Raw genomic sequence first — 24,564 nt, forward strand, 5'->3', positions numbered from 1 at the left:
TTCGGAAGCTGCGCAAAGGGCATTGGCACCACTCGGTGGAGGGGCATAAGCCAAGTGAGATGACTTTACTGATATGTATTGCACGGGCGTCGCATACTTCAGATCTGGGACTTAAGGTGTCGGAGATCAGCCGCTTCCTGGGACTGACTCCGCCAACAGTAACCCAGCTGATTAACAGTCTTGAAGCCAAGCAGATGGTAGAACGGCAGGCTGATCCGTCTGACCGGAGGGTAGTGCGCATCAAGTTGACCGAACAGGGGAAAATTATTACCCGCAGGGCCAGGGACCATATGGACGCCACACTTAACAGGATGGTGGAGTATTTAGGTGAGGAAGAATCGGATCAACTGGCGGAACTGCTGCTGAAAGTCTATGCCTTTATGGAGGATAATCCTCCGCCTAATCTAGACCGGCTACAAATGAACGGAGATGAGAAGCATGATTAAATTAATGAAACAACTGAAGCCCTTTCGCTGGGCCATTGCGGCCGTACTGATTCTTGTATTTCTGCAGTCCATGGGGGATTTGTATCTTCCGACCCTGATGAGTGACATTATCGACAAGGGGATTGTGGACGGCGACCAGCCTTATATCTGGAGAATCGGCGGCTTCATGCTGCTGGTGGCGGCTGGCGGTGTGCTATGCTCTATTATTGCCAGCTATCTGTCAGCCAGAGTGGCGGCAGGCTTCGGGAAGAATACCCGTTCCCGGGTGTTCAATCATGTGGAGAATTTTACGCTCCATGAATTCGATAAGCTGGGTACGGCCTCATTGATTACACGTACCACTAATGATATTACACAGGTTCAGACGGTACTGACTATGATGCTCCGCATGATGGTCGGTGCTCCGATGATGATGATCGGCGGGATTATTATGGCGGTGTCTGAGGACGCCAAGCTCTCGCTAATTTTTGTAGTGGTGATTCCGCTGCTGGTTGGAGCGATATTCTTTATCGGAATGAAGGGTCTACCGCTGTTCAAGGCGATCCAGATCAAGCTGGACAAATTAAATCTGGTGCTGCGCGAGCATCTAACCGGTATCCGCGTCATCCGCTCCTTCAACCGGATTGAGCATGAGAACAGACGATTCAGTTCGGCGAACCGCGACCTTACCGACACGGCGATTAAAGTTAACAAGGTGATGGCGGGACTGATGCCGCTGATGATGATCGTCATGAATTTTTCGATGATTGCCATTCTGTATTACGGTGGAATCCGCATTGGCGATGGGGATCTGAAGGTTGGCTCCCTGATGGCATTCATTCAGTATGCAATGCAGATTATGTTCTCGCTGATCATGGTGTCGATGATGTTCGTGCTGATTCCAAGAGCTTCTGCCTCAGCGCTGCGCATTAATGAAGTGTTGGATATGCAGCCAGAGATTAAGGACCCTACCTCTGCAGAACTGAAGAATACGGCTACAGCTACACATGAGGATGGCCGTGACGGATTGCGCGGGTATGTGGAGTTCGACAATGTATCCTTCGCTTATCCGGGTGCAGAGCAGGCAGCCTTGTCGGGAATTACCTTCAGTGCGCGCCCCGGTGAGATTACCGCCATTATCGGCGGAACCGGGTCAGGCAAGTCCACGCTGCTGAACATGATTCCGAGATTCTATGATGCCATAGAAGGTACGGTAAGTGTGGACGGTGTGGATGTGCGCCAGATGACGCAGGAGGAATTACGGGGCAAGATTGGTTATATTCCGCAAAAAGCCGTGCTGTTCACCGGTACCATCAACGAGAATATCCGTTACGGCAAAGAGGATGCTACCGAGGAGGAGATTCTTCATGCCGCCAAGGTGGCACAGGCCTATGACTTTGTCACAGCGATGAAGGAAGGCTTCGATTCAAGCATCTCCCAGGGGGGCGGTAACGTCTCCGGCGGCCAGAAGCAGCGTCTGTCGATAGCCCGTGCCCTCGTCCGCAAGCCGGAGGTATATCTGTTCGATGACAGCTTCTCCGCGCTGGACTTCAAGACCGATGCCAAGTTGCGTGCCGCGCTCAAGGAGGAGACTACGGAATCTACTGTCCTTATCGTCGCACAGCGGGTAAGCACGGTAATGGATGCAGACCGGATTATCGTACTGGATGAAGGTCAAATTGTCGGTATGGGCACGCACCGCGAGCTGCTGGACAACAATGAGGTGTACCGCGAGATCGTATCCTCGCAGCTGTCAGAGGAGGAAATAGCATGAGTGAGCAGAACAAAGCAATGAAGCCGCCCGCCCGCAGACACGGCGGATTCGGCCCCGGCCCGGGCGGACCCGGCATGGGTATGCCTCCCGAGAAGGCGAAGGATTTCAAGGGCACCCTGCGCCGCCTGATCCGGTATTTGCGCCCGCGCCAGGTACAGCTGATTATCGTATTCGTAATGGCGATTGCCAGTACCGTATTCAGTATTTTCAGCCCCAAGGTGATGGGTAAGGCAACGACCAAGCTTTTCGAAGGCGCTTATGGCAAGATGATGGGCGTGCCTGGGGCGGCGATTGATTTTGGCTATGTGAATGATATTCTGATCCTGCTGGCAGGCCTGTATCTGTTCAGCGCGCTGTTCAGTTATATCCAGCAGTATGTCATGGCCGGTGTGGCGCAGAAGGTCGTATACGACATGCGCGAGCAGATCAACAGCAAGCTGGAGCGGCTGCCGCTGAAATATTTCGATTCCCGGACCCACGGGGAGATTCTTAGCCGGGCGACCAATGATGTGGACAACATCAGTACCACCCTGCAGCAGAGCTTAACCCAGCTGATCACCTCCATTGTGACGATTGTCGGGGTTATTGTGATGATGCTGACGATCAGCCCGTGGCTGACCCTGATTACGATCGTAACGCTGCCGCTGAGCTTCGTGGTGATTATGCTGATCACCAAGCGCTCCCAGACCTATTTCGTCGGACAGCAGAAATCGCTGGGCCAGCTGAATGGTCATGTGGAGGAGATGTATACCGGGCACCGGATCATCAAGGCTTTTGGACGGGAGAAGAATTCCCTGAAGGATTTCAATGCCATCAATGAGGATCTGTATAACTCCGGCTGGCGCTCCCAGTTCATCTCCGGGATTATTATGCCGCTGATGATGTTCATCGGGAACCTGGGGTATGTGCTGGTATGTGTGGTCGGCGGGATCTTCGTGACCAAAAAAGCGATCGATGTCGGTGACATCCAGGCATTCATCCAGTATTCGCGCCAGTTCACCATGCCGATTACGCAGACTGCCAATATTGCCAACATCATTCAGTCCACCATCGCTTCGGCAGAACGTGTATTTGAACTGCTGGATGAGGACGAGGAAGTCCCTGAAGTGGCTGCTACACTGGCGAAACGTTCAGCAGCTGCAGAAGAGGGCTCTGTGGAATTCCGTCACGTGCAGTTCGGCTACAAGCCGGGTGAACTCCTGATTGAAGACATGAACATCGAGGTCAGTCCGGGACAGACCATTGCGATTGTAGGGCCAACCGGAGCCGGTAAAACCACACTGATCAACCTGCTCATGCGCTTCTATGAGATCAGCGGCGGGGAGATTGTGATCGACGGTGTGAACATCACCGATATGAAGCGCAGCGAGCTGCGCAGCAAATTCGGTATGGTGCTTCAGGATACCTGGCTGTTCAACGGGACCATCCGCGATAATATCGCTTACGGCCGGGAAGGGGCTTCGGAGGCTGATGTGGTGCGGGCAGCCAAGGCTGCGCATGCCGATCACTTCATCCGTACGCTGCCGCTCGGGTATGACACGATTCTGAATGAAGAGGCCTCGAACATCTCCCAGGGTCAAAAGCAGCTGCTTACCATCGCCCGGGCGATTCTGGCCGATCCGTCCATCCTCATTCTGGATGAAGCAACCAGCAGCGTAGATACGCGGACAGAGGTGCAGATCCAGAAGGCGATGAACACGCTGATGCACGGCAGAACCAGCTTCGTGATCGCTCACCGTCTGTCCACCATTAAGGACGCCGACCTGATCCTGGTGATGAACCAGGGTAGCGTCATTGAGAAGGGCACCCATGTGGAACTGCTGGAAGCGGGCGGCTTCTATGCCGATCTCTATAACAGCCAGTTCTCCGGTGATGACCTGCCGGACGCAGGCTGATCCGAATAGAACAGTTACCTGAATATAGCCGGCTGTAGACCACAGCTAAAGTTAACCAGCGTTCATGCAGAACGTCTTCGGACATTCTCTGTATGAACGCTTTTTTTATAAAAACCGAATACAATGCAACTCACACATCAACTCACCACTTACCTATGCCGCTACTCGACTCCACCAACCTAACCTTTCCTGCATAAAATACAACTTTTTCCGCGTCCAATTGGCCTTAATCTCAAATTGTTGTACAGAAGGCAGCATTCCCCCTTCTTCCATAAGCTACTAATAAAAATTCCTGCATTTTATACAGCATTCCTCGAATTATCAGCTTATCTGTGAGCGGAAGTTGCAATTCCTGCAACATTTCTGTCTGCGGATTCAAAAGCAGGTCTAAATCGAATTCTCCAGATAATACTAGAGAGAGTGTCTACGATCACCCGTTATTAGCGGCATTGAGTCAGCTGTTTCCGGGCAGCAGCGGCAGTGATCACTCTAGTTTTTCAACATTTCAGAAAAAAGATTTGCTTAAAATTTTCGGGGTATATATGATAAGGATATCAAAATGACCCGCGGCTCATTTTTTGAAATATAAGAATTTATATGTTTCGCGCTATAAATTATCCTTATATTTCTCGCTGAAACGGTGTCGTCCTTTAAAAGGACAGCACAGCCGTTTCTACTTGGGCGGACGGATAGGAGAGAGGATGAAAGGTATGTCGGGCTACGGAAAATGGGTAGCAGGGAGCAAGACCAAATGGATCACTCTGCTGGTATGGGTTGCACTGGTCGGGGTGCTTACGATGCTATGGCCATCAGTGAATTCACAGGTTGCTAACAATGCCTCCAATCTGCCGGAGGATTCACAATCGGTGCGGGCATCGGTCGTTGCTGAGAGAGAATTTCCGGCCGGAAGCGGAGTGCCGGCACTGCTCGTATGGCATCGTGACGGAGGAATCGCGGAGGAGGATCTCGTACATATAACAGCAGTATACAGCAAGCTTGAGCAGCAGCCTCTTATGCATCAGAACTTCGTTCCTCCGCTGGGCAAGCTGCCGCCGCAGGCGCTGCAGGCGTCCTTGTCGGAGGATCGGAGCACGCTGGTCACCCCGGTGCTGTTCGACAAGACGGCGGACAGCGACCAGCTCGGAGAGTCGCTGAAGAGCCTGAAGGAGCTGGTCCGGACGGAGACGGGGACTGACCCGTCTGCCGCTAAGCCGGACAGCGGAGACTTGAGCCTGCGCGTATCCGGCCCGGTCGGAATCTCGGTAGATGCTACAGGGCTGTTCAAGAATGCCGATGTGTCGCTGCTGATTGCCACTGTCATTCTGGTGCTGGTCTTCCTGCTGCTGATCTACCGTTCACCGATTCTGGCGCTGATTCCGCTGGTTGCTGTAGGCTTCGCTTATGGCGTAACCAGCCCGGTGCTTGGCCTGATGGCCAGGGAAGGCTGGATTACAGTGGATTCGCAGGCGGTCTCGATCATGACGGTGCTGCTCTTCGGGGCAGGGACAGACTATTGCCTGTTCCTGATCTCGCGCTTCCGTCAGATGCTGAAGGTGGAGGAGAATAAGGGGCGCGCACTGCTGAGCGCCATTTCCCACTCCTCCGGGGCGATTGCGATGAGCGGCTTCACCGTGGTGCTGGCCCTCTTCGCTCTGCTGCTGGCCAAATACGGCGCGTACCACCGGTTTGCAGTGCCGTTCAGCGTCTCCATTCTGATTATGGGAGTAGCCAGTCTGACCCTGGTTCCGGCCTTGCTGGCGATCTTCGGGCGGACCTCCTTCTTCCCGTTCGTGCCGCGCACCCCGCAGATGGAGGCGGAGCGCGCCCGGGCCAAGGGCAGACCGGTGCCGCAGCCGCAGCCTGCCCGCCGTAAAGGAATCGGATATCTGGTGATTTCCCGCCCGTGGGCCATTGTCGGAATTACCGTAGTACTTCTGGGAGTGCTGGCCTCATTCTCCAGCGGAATTAAGTTCACCTATGATATTCTGTCGTCATTCCCGAAGACTATGGAGTCGCGGGAAGGCTTCGACCTGATTGGCGAGCAATTCTCCCCCGGTGAGCTGGCGCCCGCCAAGCTGATGGTTGATACGGAAGGGTTATCCGGCGGAGAAGACCTGAAATCCGTGCTGAGCAGCCTGTCCTACGTGGATGTGGTCTCAGACCCGCAGCAGGGGGCCGTCAACCCGAAGATTACCGCCTATGATATCGAGTTCAAGGACAATCCGTATTCGATTGAGGCGATGGACCATATCCCGGCACTTCAGGCTACGGTTGAGTCGGCCCTGACGGAATCCGGGATTGAGAACGCGCAGGATAAGGTATGGATCAGCGGCCAGACCGCTACCCAGCACGATACCAAGGAGCTTGGGGAACGTGACACCGATCTGATCATCCCGGTCGTTATCGGCTTGATTACGGTGCTGCTGCTGGTCTATCTCAGATCTGTCGTAGCCACAGTCTATCTGGTGGGGACAGTAATTCTATCATTCTTCTCGGCACTGGGCCTGGGCTGGATCATCATTCATTACGTGCTCGGAGCAGATGCGATTCAAGGGGCCATTCCGCTATATTCCTTCGTCTTCCTGGTAGCGCTCGGGGAGGATTACAACATCTTCATGATCTCGAATATCTGGAAAAAGCGGAAGCATATGCCGCTGAAGCAGGCGATTGCAGAAGGTGTGAATGAGACCGGCTCGGTCATTACCTCCGCCGGATTAATCCTGGCCGGTACTTTCGCCGTGCTGGCAAGCCTACCTATTCAGGTGCTGGTCCAGTTCGGCATCATCACTGCGATCGGTGTCCTGCTGGATACCTTCGTGGTCCGTCCCTTCCTGGTACCGGCTATTACTGTTCTCTTCGGACGTCTGGCCTTCTGGCCGGGTAAGCATCAGGAAGTAAGTGAAGCCTCTGCTTCGGATACACAGCGGTAAGGAGTAGTTAGTTCTACAATTTTCTGAAAAAACAACAAAGAAATCGCCCTTTCGGGAAAATGGAAGATCCATCAACCATCCCGAAAGGAGCGATTTTTTTGCTGTTGCCAGCGAATCTCTATTAAAGGGAGAAGCCCTTCTTTTGAGCTGAGCTAGTCAGCCTGGACATCCGGAGTACGGCTGTGCAGCAGCTCGTACTTGTCGAGCGAGGAGCCGACAATGGCTTCGTTCCGGCCGGCACCGCGGTGCGAGTCCCGGAAGGCGGGACTTGAGGTCCAGCCGTTCAGCGCTTCCTCATTCTCCCAGACGGTGCTGATCTTCAGCTCCTCCACGCCTTCCTTGGGAGCGCCGCGCCACACCTCCATGCGGATGAAGCCGGGGATGCTCTGCACCCCGTTATCTGCGCTGAACCGTGAGGCCAGCGCTTCACCATGTCCTTCCTTGATCTTAATCGTATTGGTAACTACCAGCATGCCAAGTCCTCCTTGTAGGGCTGTACGTAATGTCTGTCTTTGTTGTACGTAATGTCTGTCGTTATTGCGGATTCGTGGTCCAGATGCCTGCTGTTTTCAGGAAAACGCGGTCAGGCAGCTTAAGTGCAGCGAGCGTCAGCTCGGCCACATCCTCCGGCTGCATCATCCGGTCCTCGTCCCCGATCTTAAGACCCGCATCGGCAGCAAGGCCTGTATTCACTGTGCTTGGGGTCAGCGCTACGACACGGATATTATGCTTACGCACCTCCATCGCCAGCGACTCCGTCATGCCCATGAGCGCAAACTTGGAAGCACAGTAGGCTGAGCCTGTAGCGAAGCCGCGTTCTCCTGCGGTGGAGGAGATATTGATAATATTGCCGCTCGAACGCTCGATCATCGCAGGCAGTGCCGCGCGGGTCACATAATAGGCCCCGAACAGGTTGATCTGCATATGCCGTTCCCAGTCCGCCGGGTCCATCTCCAGAAACGTGCCGAACTGGGCGATCCCGGCATTGTTAATAAGCGCGTCGAAGGGGCCGAGGTCCTTCTGCAGGGCCACTACCGCCCGCTCCGCTTCTTCACGTACGGCAATATCGGCTACAGCGATACTGACCTTGATGTCGTACACCTCGGTCAGCGCCGCCTTCAGCGCCTCCAGATCCGCCGAGGTTCTGGAGATCAGCCCCAGGTTGGCGCCTTCCTTAGCCAGCCCCATAGCGAGCGCCTTGCCGATTCCCTTGCCTGCACCTGTAATGACAATACTGGTTCCTCTCAAATCCATAACCTGTCGTCACGCTCCTTATATATAGAATGATGGGTAATTCTAGAAGATACTGTCTATTATACCTGAGCGGCCGGGCACAATCACGCCGGAGCCGCACCTCCGGCAGTGCAGACCGCCAGGCCCCCGGTACCACTTGTGCCGCCTGTGCCGCTAATGCCCCGCAGCGCCCGGTCATCCCGCTTTAGTCTTCCGGCGTAATTGTCTTAAGCGGCAGGGTCGCCGGACCTTCGAGCACATCGCCTTCGTAGGAGAAGCGGGAGCCGTGACACGGGCAATCCCAGGAGCGTTCGGCATTATTCCATTCGCATTCACAGCCCATGTGGGTACAGGTTCTGTCCACAAGATGCAATTGGCCCTCAGGGTCGCGGTAGGCACCTACGCGTTTGCCGTCATGGAAGACAACAGCCCCCTGATCCGGCTCCAGATCTTTTGTCTTGGTGTGCACAATCTCCACTTTGCCGGCCACCAGCTCCTTGGCGACCGAGAAGTTCTGCACGATGAAGTTCTTGATGGCTGGAACGGCCTTGAAGCGTGAGGGATCATATAACCCGGTGTACGGGTTGCTGCTTCCCAGAATGCCGTCTGCGATCAGGCGGGCAGCCACGGTTCCGTTCGTCATGCCCCATTTTCCGAAGCCGGTGGCGATATAGATCTCCTCGTCCTCGGCGCGCTTGCCGATATAGGGCACCCGGTCCAGCGTGATCAGGTCCTGGGTGGACCAGCGGAACGGAATACTGCGGATGCCCAGCAGCTCCCCGGCGAACCGCTCCAGATTCTCATAATGGCCGAACGTACAAATGCCTTGACCCGTCTTGTGGTTCTCCCCGCCGGCGATGACCAGCTTCCGGTCTCCCCATTCCACTGCCCGCAGCGAACGGGCCGGTTCACCGGCACTCAGATACATGCCGCCCTCATAATCCGTCTCCGGCTCGAACGCCAGACAGTAGGAGCGTTCGGCATGCAGCCGTGAGAAGTAGAGGGAGCCGCCGTCATAGAAGGGGAAGTGGGAAGCCGACACGGCATGGCGGCAGCGGATCTGGAGCTTCTCTCCCTCGGTATGCAGGGTTATCTGTCCGTCCGTATCAACCTTCTCTCCGATCATCGTATGCTCAAATACGGCGCCGCCCCTGTCCAGAACCGCCTGCAGCAGTCCCTTCAGGTACTCCAACGGGTGAAAACGGGCCTGATCCGGCATCCTGATAGCCCCGCCTGCACCCAGCGGCAGGGGGACCTGATCCAGCCACTCTCCGGGCAGTCCCAGCTTGCCGTAAGCCTCGAATTCCTTATTCAGCGCCTTCAGCGTCTTCACGTCACCTTGATCCGCATACAGGTAGGCCGCCTCCCGCTTCATCCCGCAGGACAGGTCCAGCTCCTCCGCTGTGGCAATCATCCATTCCATGGCCACGCTGTTCGACTGATAATACATCCGGGCCTGCTCTTCGCCGAAATGCTTCAGCAGATCATGATAGATCATGCCGTGCTGGGTGGAGATTTTGGCGCTGGTATAGCCGGTGGCCCCGCCGAGAATCTGTCCGGCTTCAAGCAGTGTGACCTTATATCCGGCCTTGGACAGCAGATAAGCGGTAGTAATCCCGGTAATTCCTGCCCCTACAATAGCTACGTCTGTGACATGATCTTCCGCAAGCACCGGAAAAGACGGCAGGCCTGTACTGTCTATCCATAATGATTCCGGAAATTGCGGAAGACCTTGCGGACGGGGTTCCTGTGTGCTCATAGTCTAGTCCCTCCTAAGTGATGATCCATTTCATTTATTACCACTCTTCCGTGAAAAGAAACGCCCCGCTCCCCCGGCAGGTGCATGAAAACCGCCAGAAAGTGCCAACCTAAGAAGAAATTCACGGAGCAGCGGGCGGAGAGGGGCAGAGACCTATGTCGGAACAACAGCATACACAGGCGGTCGTGCTCGAATGGATCAGAAGCCAGCTAAGCGGGTTCGGCGACCTTGAAGACAAGGTCTTGACGATTCCGGCGGGACAGGTCAGCCTGCTCTATATCAAAAGTGTGACGGATGCACAGGCGATCAGCCGCAATATTATTGCTCCGTTCTACGAGATGGGGCATCCCGCAGCCTACTACAGCTATGTGGCCGATTACCCCGGCAGTGAAGAGGTGACAGACGGGCAGCGTGCTCTGGATCTTCTGCTCAGCGGCTATGCCTGTATTGGGCGGGAGGGCAAGCTCTGCTGCTTCGATGTCCTCCGGGCGGAGGCCAGCAGTATCAAGGAGACGATTACGGAGAGTATCAGCCAAGGTCCCTCCGATGCGCTGGGGGAGAGTCTGGCGGTGAACCTCAATCTGGTCCGGCGGCGGTATCTGTCCTCTGCGCTCAAGATGGAATTTACCGTTATCGGCAATGTGTCCAAGACCAAGGTGGCGATCCTCTACGACGAGAGCCGGGTGAATCACCAGGTGCTGGCGGAGTTAAAAGAGAAGCTGGACTCGCTGAAGCTCGACATTCTGCAGGCTGCCGGTGAACTGGAGAAATATATCAGCAGCGACAAGCTGCGCATTTTTCCCAAGACCATAGTAACCGAGCGCCCCGACCGGGTGGTATTCAATCTGGCAGAGGGCAAGGTGGCGGTCCTGCTGGATACGACCGGGTATGCGATTGTGCTTCCGTCCATATTCAATGATTTCTTCACCGCCATGGATGACAAAATCCATCTGCCCTTCGTCGGCCGCTTCCTGAAGCTGCTGCGCATTCTGGGCGTGGCCATGACGTTATGGCTGCCGGCCTTGTACATTGCCTTCACCTCATACAATCCGGAGATTGTGCGGGTGCAGATCGCCCTGCTGATCGGGGGAAGCCGCGCTACGGTGCCTTATCCTTCTTTTGTCGAGGTGATTCTGATGATGATTATGATGGAGTTCCTGACGGAGGCCAGCTTGCGTCTGCCCAGAGCCATCGGTCCTACAGCGACCACGGTCGGCGGTCTGATCCTGGGGCAGGCTGCTACAGCGGCGGGGCTGATCGGCAACATTATGATTATTCTCGTCTCCGTGGTGGCGATATCCAATTTCCTGGTTCCGCTGAATATGATGAGCTTCTCCATCCGTGTGCTGAAGTATTTCTTTGTCATTGCCGCAGCTGTGCTGGGGCTTGTCGGTGTCGTTATCTGCCTGGTGGGCTTCACGCTGTACTTATGCAGCCAGCGCAGCTTCGGCCAGCCGTATTTCAAGATGTTCGCCCTTGATGCGCTGGGAGCGTCACTGAAGAAGAAAAGTGGGGGCTCCTAATGGCAAACAGCCGCTATTTCTACTGTCTGTTTCTCATGAACTCCCTGATCAATATCATTAACTTCACCCCACGGGAGCTGATGGATGCCCGCTTCGACGGTGCGCAGTCCTCCATCCTGGTTGCGGTGGCTACGGGCACCCTGTTCATCTACCTGTTCACCAGAGTCATCCGTAAATTTCCGGGGAAAGGACTGCCGGAGATCTTCGGTTCAGTGATGCCGAGGCTGCTGGTCTCCCCGCTGATTGTTGTATATGCGGTTCTCTGGTATCTGGCCGGGGCGCTGATTCTTCTGTCCTTTGTGGACATTACCCTCCGGTTCATCAGTCCGGACACCAGCCCGATGGCAGTCTTGCTCGGGTTCCTGGTATTGACCTGCCTCTGTGCCAGAATAGACTCGCTGTCCCTGCTCTATGGACTGGAAATTACACTGGCTATCACCCTGCCCTTAATTCTGTACACGACAGTCAAAGCAGTGGTGAACCCGGACTTTAGCTGGGACGCTGTGCTGCAGATCATGACACATGCCCTGCAACCTCCAGACTGGAACAGCATTGCAGCGGCGACCTTCACGTTCAGCGGCTACATTAATATGGCGGTCTTTAACCGGGTATTTCATGGCTTGAAGCTGAAGCATATCTGGATTCTGAGTCTGGAGGGGCTGCTCGTGCTGGCCATCACGTTTTATGTGCCCATCGGATATCACGGAACCGTCGGTGTCGAGCGGCATGTGTACACCTGGTTCACCACAGCGGACAGCATCCGGATTGAGTCGTTTTTGATTGAGCGTATGCTCTATCTCTTTTATTTTGCTTACAGCACGCTGGCGCTGGTCAGTGCCATTATCCAGTGGCATGTCGGCAAAGAGCTGCTCCTCAGCCAGCTCCCCTCCGCCCCCGGCAGACCTAAGACCAGACAGTGGCAGGAGATCGTCATTCTGGCGGTTTTTGCAGCGGGCACCCTGCTCCTGATGCGCATAGATCAGTACGACCTTAATATGCTCGGGGTATTCCTGCTGCATATCCGCTGGTACGGGGAGCTGCTGCTGATCCTGCTGTTATTCGGGTGCTACTGGATGGTAAGGAGGCGAAGAGCGTGAGAGCGGGAGTAATCGGGACTCTGCTGGTGATGCTGCTGTCCGCAACCATGACCCTGACCCTTACAGGCTGTAATTTCAAGGATATTGACCGGAGAATATTTGTGGTTGCTATTGGCATTGATCCCGGCCGGAAGGAAGGAACGTTCAAGGTTAGTCTGAAGCTGGCGATTCCGCAAGGGGATGTCACGAAGATTGACGAGAAGATGCAGATCCTGACCGAAGAATCGGATAGTATCTCTGAAGCACTGCGCAGAATGAAGTCCAAGGTGGAAAAGGAGCTCGACTATGTGCACTGCAAATCGGTAATTCTGGGGGAAGGGCTTGCCGCGGACGATATCCGGCATGTAACGGATTGGGCAGTCCGGCGCAGAGACATCCAGCTGATTCTTAATTTCGCCGTGGGCAGGCCGGGGGCGCTGGAGGTGCTTCAGGTTAAGCCGCCGTCAGAGCGCATTCCGTCCAACTCGCTGATTCTGGCAATGAGCGGGCAAGGCACCGAGTCGCCCTTCATCTCCAGTGTGTATTCCTATCAGCTGATGCGGAGTATTTATGAGAATGGGATAGACCCCATATTGCCGGTTATTGAAGCGCAGAAGAAGGACCAGTTCCTGATTGACAAGATCGCTCTGCTGGATAAAAGAAAAATCAAGCTGGTCCTCTCCCCGGACGAGACCCGGCTGTTCAACCTGCTGTCCCGCTCCAATCTGCGGACGAACTTCCCCGCCCATATAGGCGGCGGTATGTATCAGTACTATACGGAGAGCTCCTCTTCAAGCTACCAGATTGTCACTCCCGCAGATGAAGATCCCTATCTCCGCTATACCATTAAAATCCGGGCGATCCTGGAGGAGAGCAGCACGGCGGAGACCGTCACCCACCATATGCTGAAGGAGATTGGGGAGGCCGGTGCAGCGGAACTGGAACATGCCGTAACCGCACTGCTGGTCAAAATACAAGGCAGCGGCATGGACCCGCTGGGCTGGGGGCTGCATTATGGCGCGCGGCACTGGAATAATGATACGGAGATGGCTGACTGGGAGCGTCTGTATCCCCGGCTGCAATTTCAGGTCAAGGCCAAGGTGGACATTAAATACTCGGGAATGATCAAATAGAGCCGCGGCGGATTGACGCTTCCGGCATCAGGACTTATACTTGATCTAAAAACAAATTAGAGGATGATAAAGATGAGAACCCTGAACCTAACCTCTCAGCGTCAAGCCGTGTATGATATCGTCCGCAATTCCCATGATCACCCTACCGCTGCGGAAGTCATGAACCGGCTGGTTGAGCAGGGCCATAACCTCGCTTATGGAACGGTCTACAATTCCCTGCGCTACCTTACAGATAAGCAGATGATCCGCGAGCTGAAGCTGGGCGAGGCGGCCAGCCGGTATGATGCGCGCCTGGACGACCACCAGCATATTGTCTGTGAAATCTGCGGTGCCGTGGATGAAGTGATGAGCCAGGTCCCGCAGGAGTGGAGCGACTCGGTGGCAGCAGATACAGGCTATTCGATCACTCATACGCATGTGGTATTCGGAGGCATATGCCCGGCCTGCCAGAGCAGAAATTCACGCCAGAACTAGGACGTTTGTATGAGGCGTGCTGGCTCGCTTAGTAACGGAATATAACAAAAGACCGTTTTCATGGAAACGGTCTTTTTGCTGTGCTCCTATAAAAATTATCAATAAATATAGGGAAATTATCATTAATTGCCGGAAAAAAGAGGGTTTCGGGGGCTGATATTTAATTATATATAAAGCTGCCGCTATGATCCTTCTTAAGACCCAGGAAGAATGAAAGAGAGAGTGAGTCCATTATATGAATAAAAAGGTGCGTCTGAACATCCGTACGAAGCTGATTACTACCTATCTGCTTGTCCTGCTGGTACCGAGCATCATTATAGGCTGGTTAACCTATCAATCGGCCAGCAGCAACATAGGGGAGCAGCTTACCAATAATGCCCAGGAAAGTGTAGTTGCAGTGAACCAGATCATAAGTTCCAATATTCAGTCGAAAATAGATGATATTCTCTATTTCGCCGGACAGCTTCCGGCAGATTCCATTAATAACGAGGCGGCCGGACTGGCGTCGCCTGCACTGGAGAACAGATTACGGGAGTATGCCGCGCTGCATCCCGATGTGCTTGATATTTATGCCGGAACCAGCAAAGGCAAGAGCATCCGAGCGGCAGAGCTGGAGCTGCCGGAAGGCTATGATCCGCGCAAGGAGAATACATATATCAATGCGCTTAAGAAGGGCAGCGGCACTGTGATCTCACCGGTATTTCAGACGGTGAACGGGGAGAGCGCCATTGCGGTATCGGCGGTGCTCGCAGGCGGGGACGGCGTAGTCAGTCTTGATCTGAATCTGTCCTCCCTTGCCGGTATGACGGATATCAAGGTCGGTCAGGAGGGCTATATTCTGATTATCGACAGCAGCAAGAAATTCCTGGTTCATCCCACAGAAGCGATTGGTGCGGAATCCTCGCTTGAGTTCGTGAAGCAGATGTTCGGGAGTCAGAGCGGAAGCTTCGATTATGTATATAAGGATGCACCCAAGAAGATGACCTTCATGGTGAATGAGCTGACGGGCTGGCGAATCGGAGGCACCATCAGCTTGAATGAGATTACGCAGGCAACCAGCGGCATCCGTGAGACGGTCTGGCTGGTCATCTCTGTATCCGTGCTGCTGGCGCTGGTGCTGATCTATTTCAACATTGCGTCGATTCTGAAGCCGCTGATCCGCCTGCGCAAGGCAACCGAGCGGATTGCCGGCGGCGACCTGTCGGAGGATATCGGGAAATTCCGGGGGGATGAGATCGGCCTGCTGGCCGGGAATTTCCGCCTGATGGTGGAGAATCTGCGGCAGATGATTATCGGGGTGCAGACCATGACGGATAATGTCTCTTTCTCCGCGGAGCAGCTGAGCGCGGGGGCAGAGCAGACGACCAAGGCTATAGAGCATGTTACAGTAGCCATCCAGGAGGTGGCAGCCGGCACGCAGCAGCAGGTCAACAGTGTACATAAAGGAATGGCAAGCACGGCAGCCACCACCACCGAGGTAGCCCATATCTCGGAGTTCATGCAGCAGGTGTCGGTAATGATGGACAAGACCTCGCTGTCGGCTTCGGAGGGCAATGATTCGGTCATCAGCGTAGTCGACAAAATCAACGGCATTCATGAGACCGTGGAGGAGATGGGCAAGGTCATCGATCAGCTGAGTGAGCGGGTCGGGCAGATCCAGGGGATCACCGGCGTGATCTCGGGAATCTCGCGGCAGACGAATCTGCTGGCGCTGAATGCGTCCATAGAAGCGGCCAGAGCCGGTGAACAGGGCCGCGGGTTCGCTGTGGTAGCCTCGGAGGTCCGCAAGCTTGCGGAAGAATCCGGAAAGTCAGCAAGCCTGATCTCCGAGCAGGTTGCCTCTATCCATTCAGAGATGCTCCGGGCTACGGCAAGCATGGAGGATGCGAAGACCAAGGTGATGGACGGCATTATGGCTGTAGATACAACGGGACGTTCGTTCTCCCGTATCCGCAGGGCGATTAAGGGGGCCGCGGAGACTATAGGCGGAATGAACGAAGGCGTTCAGACCCTGACTGCAGAAGCAGATAGTCTGGATCAGGCTATTAACGAGATCCGCGGCATTACCGAGGCTGCGGCAGGCAGTACCGAGACGATCTCGGCAGCCGCCCAGCAGCAGCTTGCCTCGGTGGAAGAGATCGCCTCTTCCTCAGCCGACCTGAGCCGGCAAGCCGATGAATTGCAGCAGCTGGTCGGACGCTTCAAGCTGTACCCGGCAAACCAGGCTCCTGCCGCGCCGGAAGCGGTCAAGCCGGGGGAGAACCTCCCTGGGGATCAGCAGAATTCATGAGGCCGAATATGCGGTCTGGTCTTTTCTTTTACCTCACTTTGCAAGTATACTGGTAAGCAACAATACGGGGTGATGAAGGGGAGAAGCGTTCATGGCAGAGCAATTAAAGGGCATTACCGTAGCCCTGGCCGGTCCGCGTAAAGCGGAAGACATGGCCAAGCTGGTAGAGAATATGGGAGGAACCGCGCTGCACCGTCCCGCTCAAGGGACAACCTTTCTGGATGATGCCGCCCTGCGTGAGGGGCTGATTGCCTGGACAGAGCAGCCGCCGGATCTGGCTATTCTGACTACCGGTATGGGGCTGGACGCATTGTTCGAGACGGCTGCGAAGCTGGCGCTTGCGGACCGCTTCCTGGAGGTTCTCTCTGGCTCACCTGTTGCTGCCCGTGGTTATAAGACAGTGAATGCCCTGAAGAAACGGGGACTTGAGCCGGTCGTGCGTGACGATGACGGCAGCTCTGCCGGACTGATTCGCGGCCTGCAGGACTATGATCTGCAGGGCAAGCGGGTCATGCTTCAGCTGCATGGGGAGACTGCCCCGCAGCTGATCGGTTGGCTGGAGCAGGCGGGCGCAGTCGTAAGCTGTGTGCAGCCTTACCGGTATACTCAGCCGGAGCCTGGAGCGCTGGAGCAGCTGCTCACAGAGATCACCGAAGGACAGGTGGATGCAGTGGCGTTCACAAGTGCGCCGCAATTCCGCTTCCTGGCACAGCATGCGCGGGAGCAGGGGCAGCTTGCGGCGTTGGTGCAGGCTTTTGAAGAGAGGGTGCTGGCGGTATCTGTCGGCCGTATGACCTCGGAGGCTCTGAAGGAAGAAGGCGTGAAGCGGATTGTCATGCCGGAGCACGAGCGGATGGGCAGCATGTTCGTTACCCTGGGCCGCTATATTGCGGCTAACCGGTAGCAGCGGGCCGTTCAATTACATTTACTACTACAATACAGAGAGATATGGAGGAGGAGACCTATGGACAAGAGAAAATGCCTGTTGTTAGGCGATTACACACACCCCCGGTTTCACCCGTTGCAAGGTGTGGACAAGCAGGTCAGTGAAATTCTGCATGAGCTTCTGACGGTACAATGCTCGGAGAACAAGAAGCTGATGCTAAGCGAGCATTTGTCCGGATATGATCTGTGCATCGCATATAATGAATTGTGGAATGAAACCGTATCTCCGCAGCAAACGGCAGGTCTGCTGAGCTATGTCAGCGGAGGAGGCGGTCTGATTGTCCTGCACACCGGGGTATCCCTGGCGAAGCGTTATGAGCTGGCTCAGCTGATCGGTGCCAGATTCACCGGCCATCCGGCTTATACTCCGCTTCAGTTCAAGGTGCAGGAGCATGATATTACCGAAGGCATCGAAGACTTCCAGCTCGATGAAGAGCCGTACCGGTTCGAGTTCGATCGGTTCACCGAGAAGCAGATTCTGCTCGAATACGAAGCGGACGGGGAGATGCTGCCTGCGGCCTGGTGCCACAGCTATGGGCTGGGACGGGTGGTCTATCTGATGCCCGGCCATCATGAGCCGTCGTTCCGGCATCCGGCTGTTCGTCAGCTGATTCTGCGGGCAGCCACCTGGGCGGCACGTATCCCCAGATAATCAGCAAATAATCGGCAATATCGAAGCTTAGCCCCACTTTGTGGGGTTATTTTGTGAAATGGCGGGCGAAGGGGTATACTTTATCCATAACTGCAATCTTTGGGAGGGAAGTACCATGAGTGATCTGTTGAAGAAAGCTATCTCATTAGGCGTAGGCCTCACCATTGTCAGCAAGGAGAAGGTTGAGAAGGTCGTTGACGAGCTGGTAAAGCGGGGCGAGCTGGCCCCATCGGAATCCAAGGCGCTGGTGGAACGGCTGGTAGAGCGCGGAGATGAAGAACGGGGTGTGTTCAAGTCTGCCGTGCAGGAGCAGGTTCAGCGGGTGCTGAAGGAGCTTAAGGTACCTGTACAGGAGGATATCACCAGGCTGGAGTCGCGCATTGCCCAGCTTGAGGGCCGTGTTGCCGAGCTTGAGGGCAAGTCACCCCAGGAGACCACCGTGCCGGAACAGCGTACGGAATAAATGGCTGTCCGCATAAGGCATGCCGGACGTTACCGGGCAATCGCCATGGCGCTTATGCGTCATGGCTTCGGCTATATGGTGGAGGAACTGGGCCTCTACCATCTTCTGTCGCTTCCCCGCCGGATCATCACACAGGAGGTTCATGAAAGTGTGACCCTCGCTGAACGGGTCCGCAGGGTGCTGGAGGAGCTGGGGCCGACCTTCGTCAAATTGGGCCAGCTTGCCAGTACGCGCTCCGATCTGCTGCCTGATGCGATTATTCAGGAGCTGGTCAAGCTGCAGGACAATGTGCCGCCGTTCTCAGCCGAGACGGCCCGCAATATTCTGGAGCAGGAGCTGGACCAGCCTATTGATGCGGTCTTCGAATACTTCGAGAACAATCCGCTCGCTGCCGCCTCCATCGGCCAGGTGCACCGCGCTGTGCTGCATGGCGGACAGAGTGTTGCGGTCAAAATACAACGTCCAGGCGTCATGCGGACGATGGGCAGGGATCTTGAGATTCTATCGGATCTAAGCCTGCTCGCCGAGCGCAAGATGGACTGGGCCAGGCAATACGGATTAGCCCGGATGGTCGAGGAATTCTCCCGGGCGCTGCTGGCGGAGCTGGATTATGCCCAGGAAGGGCGCAATGCCGAGCGTATAGCCGGGCAGCTGTCTGCTCAAGATAACATCTATATTCCGGCCATCTACTGGGATTTCAGCTCCACAAGGGTTCTGACTATGGAGTACATGGAAGGGATTACGCTGAACCGCAAGGACGAGCTACTGGGCTCGGGCATGAAGCTTAAGACGATTGCCCAGCAGCTCGTGGAGATGATGCTGAACCAGATTTTTATTCATGGCTTCTTTCATGCCGACCCGCATCCCGGGAATGTCATGGTGCTGGAGGACGGAAAGCTGGCCCTGATCGACTTCGGAATGGTCGGGCGGCTTAGCGAGGAGATGAAGGATGGCCTGTCCGCGCTGGTGATTGCACTCATGCGCAAGAATACGGACTCAATGGTACGGGCCATTCTGCGCCTGGGAGTAATCCCGGAGGAGGCCGACCGGATGGCACTGCACGAGGATATGGACCGGCTGCGCGAGCAGTATTATGATATCCCGTTCAAGCAGGTCAGTATCGGCAAGGCGCTGAATGATCTGTTCAGCATTGCCCGCAAGCACCGGCTGGTCATTCCGCCGGATCTGGCGCTGCTGGGCAAGACGATGCTGACCCTGGAGGGCATGGTCGCCAGCCTGGACCCGGCCTTCAGCATTATGCAGATGGCCGAGCCGTTCGGCAGGCGGCTGATCAAGCAGCGCTTCAGCGGAAGCCGTCTGCAGCGCAAGCTGCTGGGCGGGGTAGCTGATCTTGCCGAGAGTCTGGTTGAGCTTCCCGCTCAGGCCCGGCAGCTCTCCTCGCTGATCAGCAAGGGGAAGCTGAAGGTGGAGATCGGGGTCCCCGAGCTGCAGGACCTGGAGCATAAGTTCAGCCGGATCGGCAACCGCCTCTCCTTCAGTATCGTGCTGCTGGCCTTCAGCATCATCATGGCCGGACTGATTGTTGCCTCCTCCCTGCGCGGCGAGCCGTCGCTGCTCTGGGACTTCCCGATTGTGGAGATCGGCTCGGTCATCGCGCTGCTGATGATTCTGTGGCTGCTATTCTCTATCTTCAAATCGGGCAGATTCTAGCCGGAAGAGACGGATAAATAATTATTCTTCGCCGAATGCATACAAAGGTTGCAAAATCAAGTACAATATTAAGATAACTTGCCACAATTAAAGTGTAATGGAACGCAAATGGAGTGCCGTCTGAACGTCCGGTGGATCGCTGCTGCGCCGTATAACCGAACGTTCGACCGCTGCCTTGCGGGCCCATGGGACGGAAGGGCTCCGGTGACGGGGTGCTTCCGCTTTTATTTAATATGATAAGAATGTGAAACGGTACCGTCCTTATACAGGGCCTGAGGGTGAGATCCCCTCTGCTTACCTTGCGTACATTACTCCGTTACATGGATGAATATAAGTTATGGACTGACATGATGAACTGAAAATTTAGAAAATTAGTGAGGTGGAGCAATTGCCGGGTTTTAAAGATTTAGGAGTATCTGAAGTGCTGATTGATCTGCTCAAGGGGCAGGGCATCGTGAAGCCGACGCCGGTGCAGGAAGAGGCGATTCCGCCGCTGGTGCAGGGTCTGGATGTGATCGCACGTGCGAAGACGGGAACGGGGAAGACGCTGGCTTTTCTGCTCCCGATTATGGACAAGATCCGGGTTGAGGCCGCTTATCCGCAGGCGCTGATTCTGGCACCGACGCGTGAGCTGGCGCTGCAGATTACCGAAGAGGCACGCAAGCTGGCCCGTCATACGGGTGTGAAGATTCTGGCGGTCTACGGCGGTCAGGATGTGGAGAAGCAGCTGCGCAAGCTGGAAGGCGGCAGACATCTGATCATCGGTACACCGGGACGGCTGCTGGATCACCTCCGCCGGGAGACCCTGGACCTTAGCGGCGTGAAGATGCTGGTGCTGGATGAAGCGGATCAGATGCTGCATATGGGCTTCCTGGAGGATGTGGAGACGATCATTACGGCTGTGCCTTACCGCCGCCAGACGATGCTGTTCTCCGCGACGATGCCGGACCCGATCAAACGGCTGGCAGCGAACTATATGAAGGAGCCGCTGGATGTCATTATCAAGAGCGGTTCGCCGATCCCTCTGGATAATATCCGCCAGCAGGTGGTGGAATGCTCGGACCGCAACAAGGAGGAGGCGCTGATCTCCCTGATCGAGCGCGACCGTCCTTACCTGGCGATCATCTTCTGCCGGACGAAGCGCCGGGCCATCAAGCTGAACGAGGCGCTGCAGGCGGCCGGGTATGACTGTGACGAGCTGCACGGCGATCTGTCGCAGGGCAAGCGCGAAGCCGTCATGAAGCGGTTCCGTGACGCCAAGCTCCAGCTGCTGGTGGCTACGGATGTGGCGGCACGGGGTCTGGATGTTGAAGGGGTCACCCATATCTTCAACTATGATCTTCCGCTGGATGCGGACAGCTATATTCACCGGATCGGCCGCACCGGCCGCGCCGGAGGCAAGGGCCTCGCGATCACGTTCGCTTCGCCGCGTGAGCGCGCCGGGCTCGAACTGATCGAGCACGGCATCTCCCAGCGGCTGGACCGCCGCCGGTACGAGAAGGATGAATTCGGCGTAGGCGAATTCACCTCGGTGCAAGGCGGCGGCTCGCCGCGCGGGCGGCAGAGCGCGGCGCCTGAAGCGGCGCGCGCCGGCCGTGGCGGCCGCGGGCAGGGCCGCAGCGGCGGTGCGCCGCGCGGCGAAGCCGCAGGGCGTCCGGGCGGGCGTGGACGCGGCGGCAAAGACGCAGGCGGCTGGGGCGCGCCTGCGGAAGGCGGCGGCCGCAGCCGGAAGGACGCGGCCGGAGGCGGCAAGCGCAGCGCGTACAGCGCCGCTGCGGCGCCGAAGGGCGACTCCGCCGGGCAAGGCGCGGCGAAGAAGCCGAGACCTGGCGGCGGCTACGGCGCCTTCGCCAGCGGCGGCGACAGCGCACCAGCCAGCGGCTATGCTGCGGGTGCAGGTGCGGGTGCCGCAGCCGGGCGCGGCGGCAAGGGCGGCGCTGCGCGGGGCGGGGCCTCCAGAGGCAACGCCTCCCAGGGCGGGCCGAGCAGCGGCTACAGCACCAACGTATCCCGGGGCGCAGATGCCGGCGGCTTCAGCTACGGCGCGTCGAAGGGTGCCGGTTCCGGGGCCGGGTATAATCCCGGCGGCGCGAAGTCGAGCCCGAAATTCCGGGCGCATGTAGCGCGCAGCAACGATGCGGGCGGCTATAGTGCCTCCGCTCCCAAAGGCGGCTCACGCGGCGGCTCTAAGGGCGGTAAGGGCGGCTTCAGCTCGGGCGGACGAAGCAGCAGCGGCGGGAATTCATCGCGCGGCGGGCGCAGCGGGGGCTCTGGCGGCGGTGCACGCGGCGGACGCGGCTCCTCCAGATAAAGGCGCTTTACATGCATAGCTAATCCTTGTTACCATAGGGCCGTTGGCGTAACAGCCAATGACTCTATGGTAATATTTATTTACTGAAACCTTTTGGCTATCAGGCCTGTCTAATAGATACTGTCGTAACATTCGGGTACAAGTATAAATAGAGAGATAAAGAATGTAACCTGCACTTTTGATTAGGCGGGGTTCTGCCGAATTCAGGAGTGCGGGGGTACACAACGTTTAGGAGGATTACACAGCATGTCCAAAACCGCTAAAATTGTCATTCTACTCATCGTCGTCATTGCGGTCGGCTGGGGAATCGGGAAGTACACGGCACCGTCCGCTTCCCAGGAGAACGAAACCAATATAAATGCAGGCACAGATCTGGGAGCCGAGGGGCCGGAGGCAGCGCCTGAAGCTTCGGCAGTGCCGGAGCCTACGGATCAGCCAGCTCCTGGCGGTTCAGGCAATGGCACATCCGGGAACAATGCTGCGCAGATGGTGGTAGCCGAGCCGGAGAGCATCACGGTTATGGTTAATAAGCAGTACAGCCTGCCTGATCAGTATAAGCCTGCCGATCTGGTCTACCCGGACGTACCTTTTATCTTCTCGGAGAAGATTGAGAAGCGTATGCTGCGGCGTGAAGCGGCTGCGGCGCTGGAGGAGATGTTCGCGGGGGCGAAGGCGGACGGGGTCTATCTGGCCGGTGTATCCGGCTACCGTTCGGAATCGACCCAGAGACGGCTGTTCGATAACTATGTCGCCAGAGACGGCGAAGAGAAGGCCCGGACTTACAGCGCCATGCCGGGACACAGCGAGCATCAGACGGGGCTGGCCATTGACCTGTCCGGCAGAGACGGCAAGTGTGCGGCGGAGAGCTGCTTTGCAGGAACGAAGGAAGCGGAGTGGCTTGCCGCCCATGCCGCTGAATACGGCTATATTATCCGGTTCCTTGAAGGCAAGGAGGCGATTACCGGGTACAAGTATGAGCCTTGGCATGTCCGGTATGTAGGCAAGGAGATTGCGGCTTCCATAGCCGAAAGAGGGATCACACTCGAAGAATATTATGACGCCGTCCCGGTGTCGAATTAACCCTACACTATAATCAGGCGGTCCCGCGATTTGCGGGGCCGTTTGTGTGTCTGGGCGGGCGGGAGGTGATTTGTTCGCCAGTTGGCTGTATCGCCACAATGAAGCGTGTACGGACATTAACGGGGCGCTATAGTAAGAGGTTGCATCTCTGAAGCTACAAAGAAGCAGGCTAGGGTGAGTAATGTATGCTTTTGATGCTACAAGGCACGCTAATGTCGGGTAATAGATGCTCTGATCATACGTGTGTCAGGAGAATAAGTGGATTTCATCCACCTGCTGTGGCGCGATTGAGCCCTCCTCCGGTAGCAATTGGAAAAAGAGCACTTAATTAATCACTATCCAGCAAAAGTAGCCAAACGCTCCAAATTAGATGCTGTTCATCCACTTGCTTCCGGCCAATCGTCTGAAACCGGGAAAATAAGATACGTTAATCCACGTGCTTGCTTCTGAGGCGGATAATGGCTCGTGCAGCAGCATGGTTCACCCCCGGAAACGCTGGTTAAGTAGTGGGAAACCGCACACTATGAAATGGGAGGCGTTCTGGATGTCTGAACATAATCATGTGGTGAGTAAGGACGGCAGTGTGACCATGAACCGGGTAACGGAGGCGCTGGACCGGATCGATCCGGGGCAGAAGGAGATGATTCTGGACAATTTCGGGCAGTTCAAGGCGTATTTAGGAAAGCGCATTCAACTGGCGCAAAAAATCGGCCTCAGCGACGAACAGCTGGCGCTGGCCGCCGAGAAAATCGCCGATTATCTGGCAGCGTATGAGGAGCCCCGCAATAGCGAAGAGAAGCTGCTGCTGGAATTGTGGAAGGCCGGGAACAAGGAGGAGCGCCACCGGCTGGCGCATATGCTGGTAAAGATGGTGCAGCACTAAAAGTAGCGGTACCGGAAAGTAGCAAACGTTTTTGTAGTAATCAACGC

At 56.0% G+C, this 24,564-nt stretch carries 19 protein-coding genes; 16 read left to right on the forward strand and 3 right to left on the reverse strand.

The window, feature by feature from the left end; all coding sequences use genetic code 11:
- Positions 1-59 precede the first annotated feature (59 nt).
- The 4 genes from MKY64_RS29665 to MKY64_RS29680 all read left to right on the forward strand — a co-directional run bounded on the left by MKY64_RS29665 (position 60) and on the right by MKY64_RS29680 (position 7,024).
- Entirely contained in the window at positions 60-446 is a 387-nt protein-coding gene (locus MKY64_RS29665; protein WP_339251986.1) for a MarR family winged helix-turn-helix transcriptional regulator, read from the forward strand.
- Positions 439-2,199: an ABC transporter ATP-binding protein gene (locus MKY64_RS29670; protein WP_340957473.1), complete on the forward strand. Its 1,761-nt coding sequence runs from the start codon at positions 439-441 to the stop codon at positions 2,197-2,199. Before MKY64_RS29665 ends, MKY64_RS29670 begins: the two co-directional genes overlap by 8 nt.
- The gene (locus tag MKY64_RS29675) at positions 2,196-4,094 is read left to right on the forward strand and encodes an ABC transporter ATP-binding protein (RefSeq protein ID WP_036728258.1); all 1,899 of its coding nucleotides are present in this window, start codon (positions 2,196-2,198) and stop codon (positions 4,092-4,094) included. Before MKY64_RS29670 ends, MKY64_RS29675 begins: the two co-directional genes overlap by 4 nt.
- Positions 4,095-4,795: 701 nt before the next feature.
- The gene (locus tag MKY64_RS29680; protein WP_340957475.1) at positions 4,796-7,024 is read left to right on the forward strand and encodes an MMPL family transporter; all 2,229 of its coding nucleotides are present in this window, start codon (positions 4,796-4,798) and stop codon (positions 7,022-7,024) included.
- 152 nt (positions 7,025-7,176) lie between these two features.
- Here the strand turns inward: MKY64_RS29680 and MKY64_RS29685 are convergent, their stop codons facing one another.
- From MKY64_RS29685 to MKY64_RS29695, 3 genes are all read right to left on the reverse strand, one after another.
- Positions 7,177-7,497, reverse strand: coding sequence for an antibiotic biosynthesis monooxygenase (locus MKY64_RS29685; RefSeq protein WP_036728263.1), 321 nt, complete (start codon positions 7,495-7,497; stop codon positions 7,177-7,179).
- 61 nt (positions 7,498-7,558) lie between these two features.
- On the reverse strand, positions 7,559-8,278 hold the full coding sequence (locus tag MKY64_RS29690; protein ID WP_339251980.1) for a 3-ketoacyl-ACP reductase: 720 nt from the start codon (positions 8,276-8,278) through the stop codon (positions 7,559-7,561).
- 184 nt (positions 8,279-8,462) lie between these two features.
- Positions 8,463-10,016 carry an FAD-dependent oxidoreductase gene (locus MKY64_RS29695; protein WP_340957477.1) on the reverse strand — a complete coding sequence of 518 codons (1,554 nt, stop codon included), beginning with the start codon at positions 10,014-10,016 and terminating at the stop codon, positions 8,463-8,465.
- Positions 10,017-10,171: 155 nt separating this feature from the next.
- Between MKY64_RS29695 and MKY64_RS29700 the strand changes: the two genes are divergently transcribed.
- From MKY64_RS29700 to MKY64_RS29755, 12 genes are all read left to right on the forward strand, one after another.
- Complete coding sequence (locus tag MKY64_RS29700) at positions 10,172-11,539, forward strand: spore germination protein (protein WP_340957478.1); 1,368 nt, start codon at positions 10,172-10,174, stop codon at positions 11,537-11,539.
- Positions 11,539-12,636 (forward strand): GerAB/ArcD/ProY family transporter, encoded by a 1,098-nt coding sequence (locus tag MKY64_RS29705; protein ID WP_340957481.1) that lies wholly within the window; start codon positions 11,539-11,541, stop codon positions 12,634-12,636. Before MKY64_RS29700 ends, MKY64_RS29705 begins: the two co-directional genes overlap by 1 nt.
- Entirely contained in the window at positions 12,633-13,748 is a 1,116-nt protein-coding gene (locus tag MKY64_RS29710) for a Ger(x)C family spore germination protein (protein ID WP_340957483.1), read from the forward strand. Before MKY64_RS29705 ends, MKY64_RS29710 begins: the two co-directional genes overlap by 4 nt.
- A 72-nt stretch (positions 13,749-13,820) precedes the next feature.
- Positions 13,821-14,222, forward strand: coding sequence for a Fur family transcriptional regulator (locus tag MKY64_RS29715; protein ID WP_036692190.1), 402 nt, complete (start codon positions 13,821-13,823; stop codon positions 14,220-14,222).
- Between the two features lie 235 nt (positions 14,223-14,457).
- On the forward strand, positions 14,458-16,512 hold the full coding sequence (locus MKY64_RS29720; protein WP_340957486.1) for a methyl-accepting chemotaxis protein: 2,055 nt from the start codon (positions 14,458-14,460) through the stop codon (positions 16,510-16,512).
- A 91-nt stretch (positions 16,513-16,603) separates the two neighbouring features.
- Positions 16,604-17,416 (forward strand): uroporphyrinogen-III synthase, encoded by an 813-nt coding sequence (locus tag MKY64_RS29725; RefSeq protein WP_340957488.1) that lies wholly within the window; start codon positions 16,604-16,606, stop codon positions 17,414-17,416.
- 60 nt (positions 17,417-17,476) lie between these two features.
- Positions 17,477-18,109 (forward strand): ThuA domain-containing protein, encoded by a 633-nt coding sequence (locus MKY64_RS29730; protein WP_340957490.1) that lies wholly within the window; start codon positions 17,477-17,479, stop codon positions 18,107-18,109.
- Positions 18,110-18,224: 115 nt separating this feature from the next.
- The gene (locus MKY64_RS29735) at positions 18,225-18,572 is read left to right on the forward strand and encodes a phasin family protein (RefSeq protein ID WP_036728281.1); all 348 of its coding nucleotides are present in this window, start codon (positions 18,225-18,227) and stop codon (positions 18,570-18,572) included.
- Positions 18,573-20,243 (forward strand): ABC1 kinase family protein, encoded by a 1,671-nt coding sequence (locus MKY64_RS29740; RefSeq protein ID WP_209868541.1) that lies wholly within the window; start codon positions 18,573-18,575, stop codon positions 20,241-20,243.
- A gap of 388 nt (positions 20,244-20,631) precedes the next feature.
- Positions 20,632-22,554, forward strand: a complete 1,923-nt coding sequence (locus MKY64_RS29745; protein ID WP_445323352.1) for a DEAD/DEAH box helicase — start codon at positions 20,632-20,634, stop codon at positions 22,552-22,554.
- 246 nt (positions 22,555-22,800) lie between these two features.
- A complete protein-coding gene (locus MKY64_RS29750) occupies positions 22,801-23,634 on the forward strand; it encodes a M15 family metallopeptidase (RefSeq protein WP_036726142.1) in 834 nt (277 codons plus the stop codon).
- Positions 23,635-24,178: 544 nt separating this feature from the next.
- Complete coding sequence (locus tag MKY64_RS29755) at positions 24,179-24,517, forward strand: DUF3243 domain-containing protein (protein WP_339251961.1); 339 nt, start codon at positions 24,179-24,181, stop codon at positions 24,515-24,517.
- Positions 24,518-24,564 lie beyond the last annotated feature (47 nt).

The organism is Paenibacillus sp. FSL R7-0210, from assembly GCF_038009085.1.
Taxonomy (GTDB): domain Bacteria; phylum Bacillota; class Bacilli; order Paenibacillales; family Paenibacillaceae; genus Paenibacillus_AQ; species Paenibacillus_AQ silagei.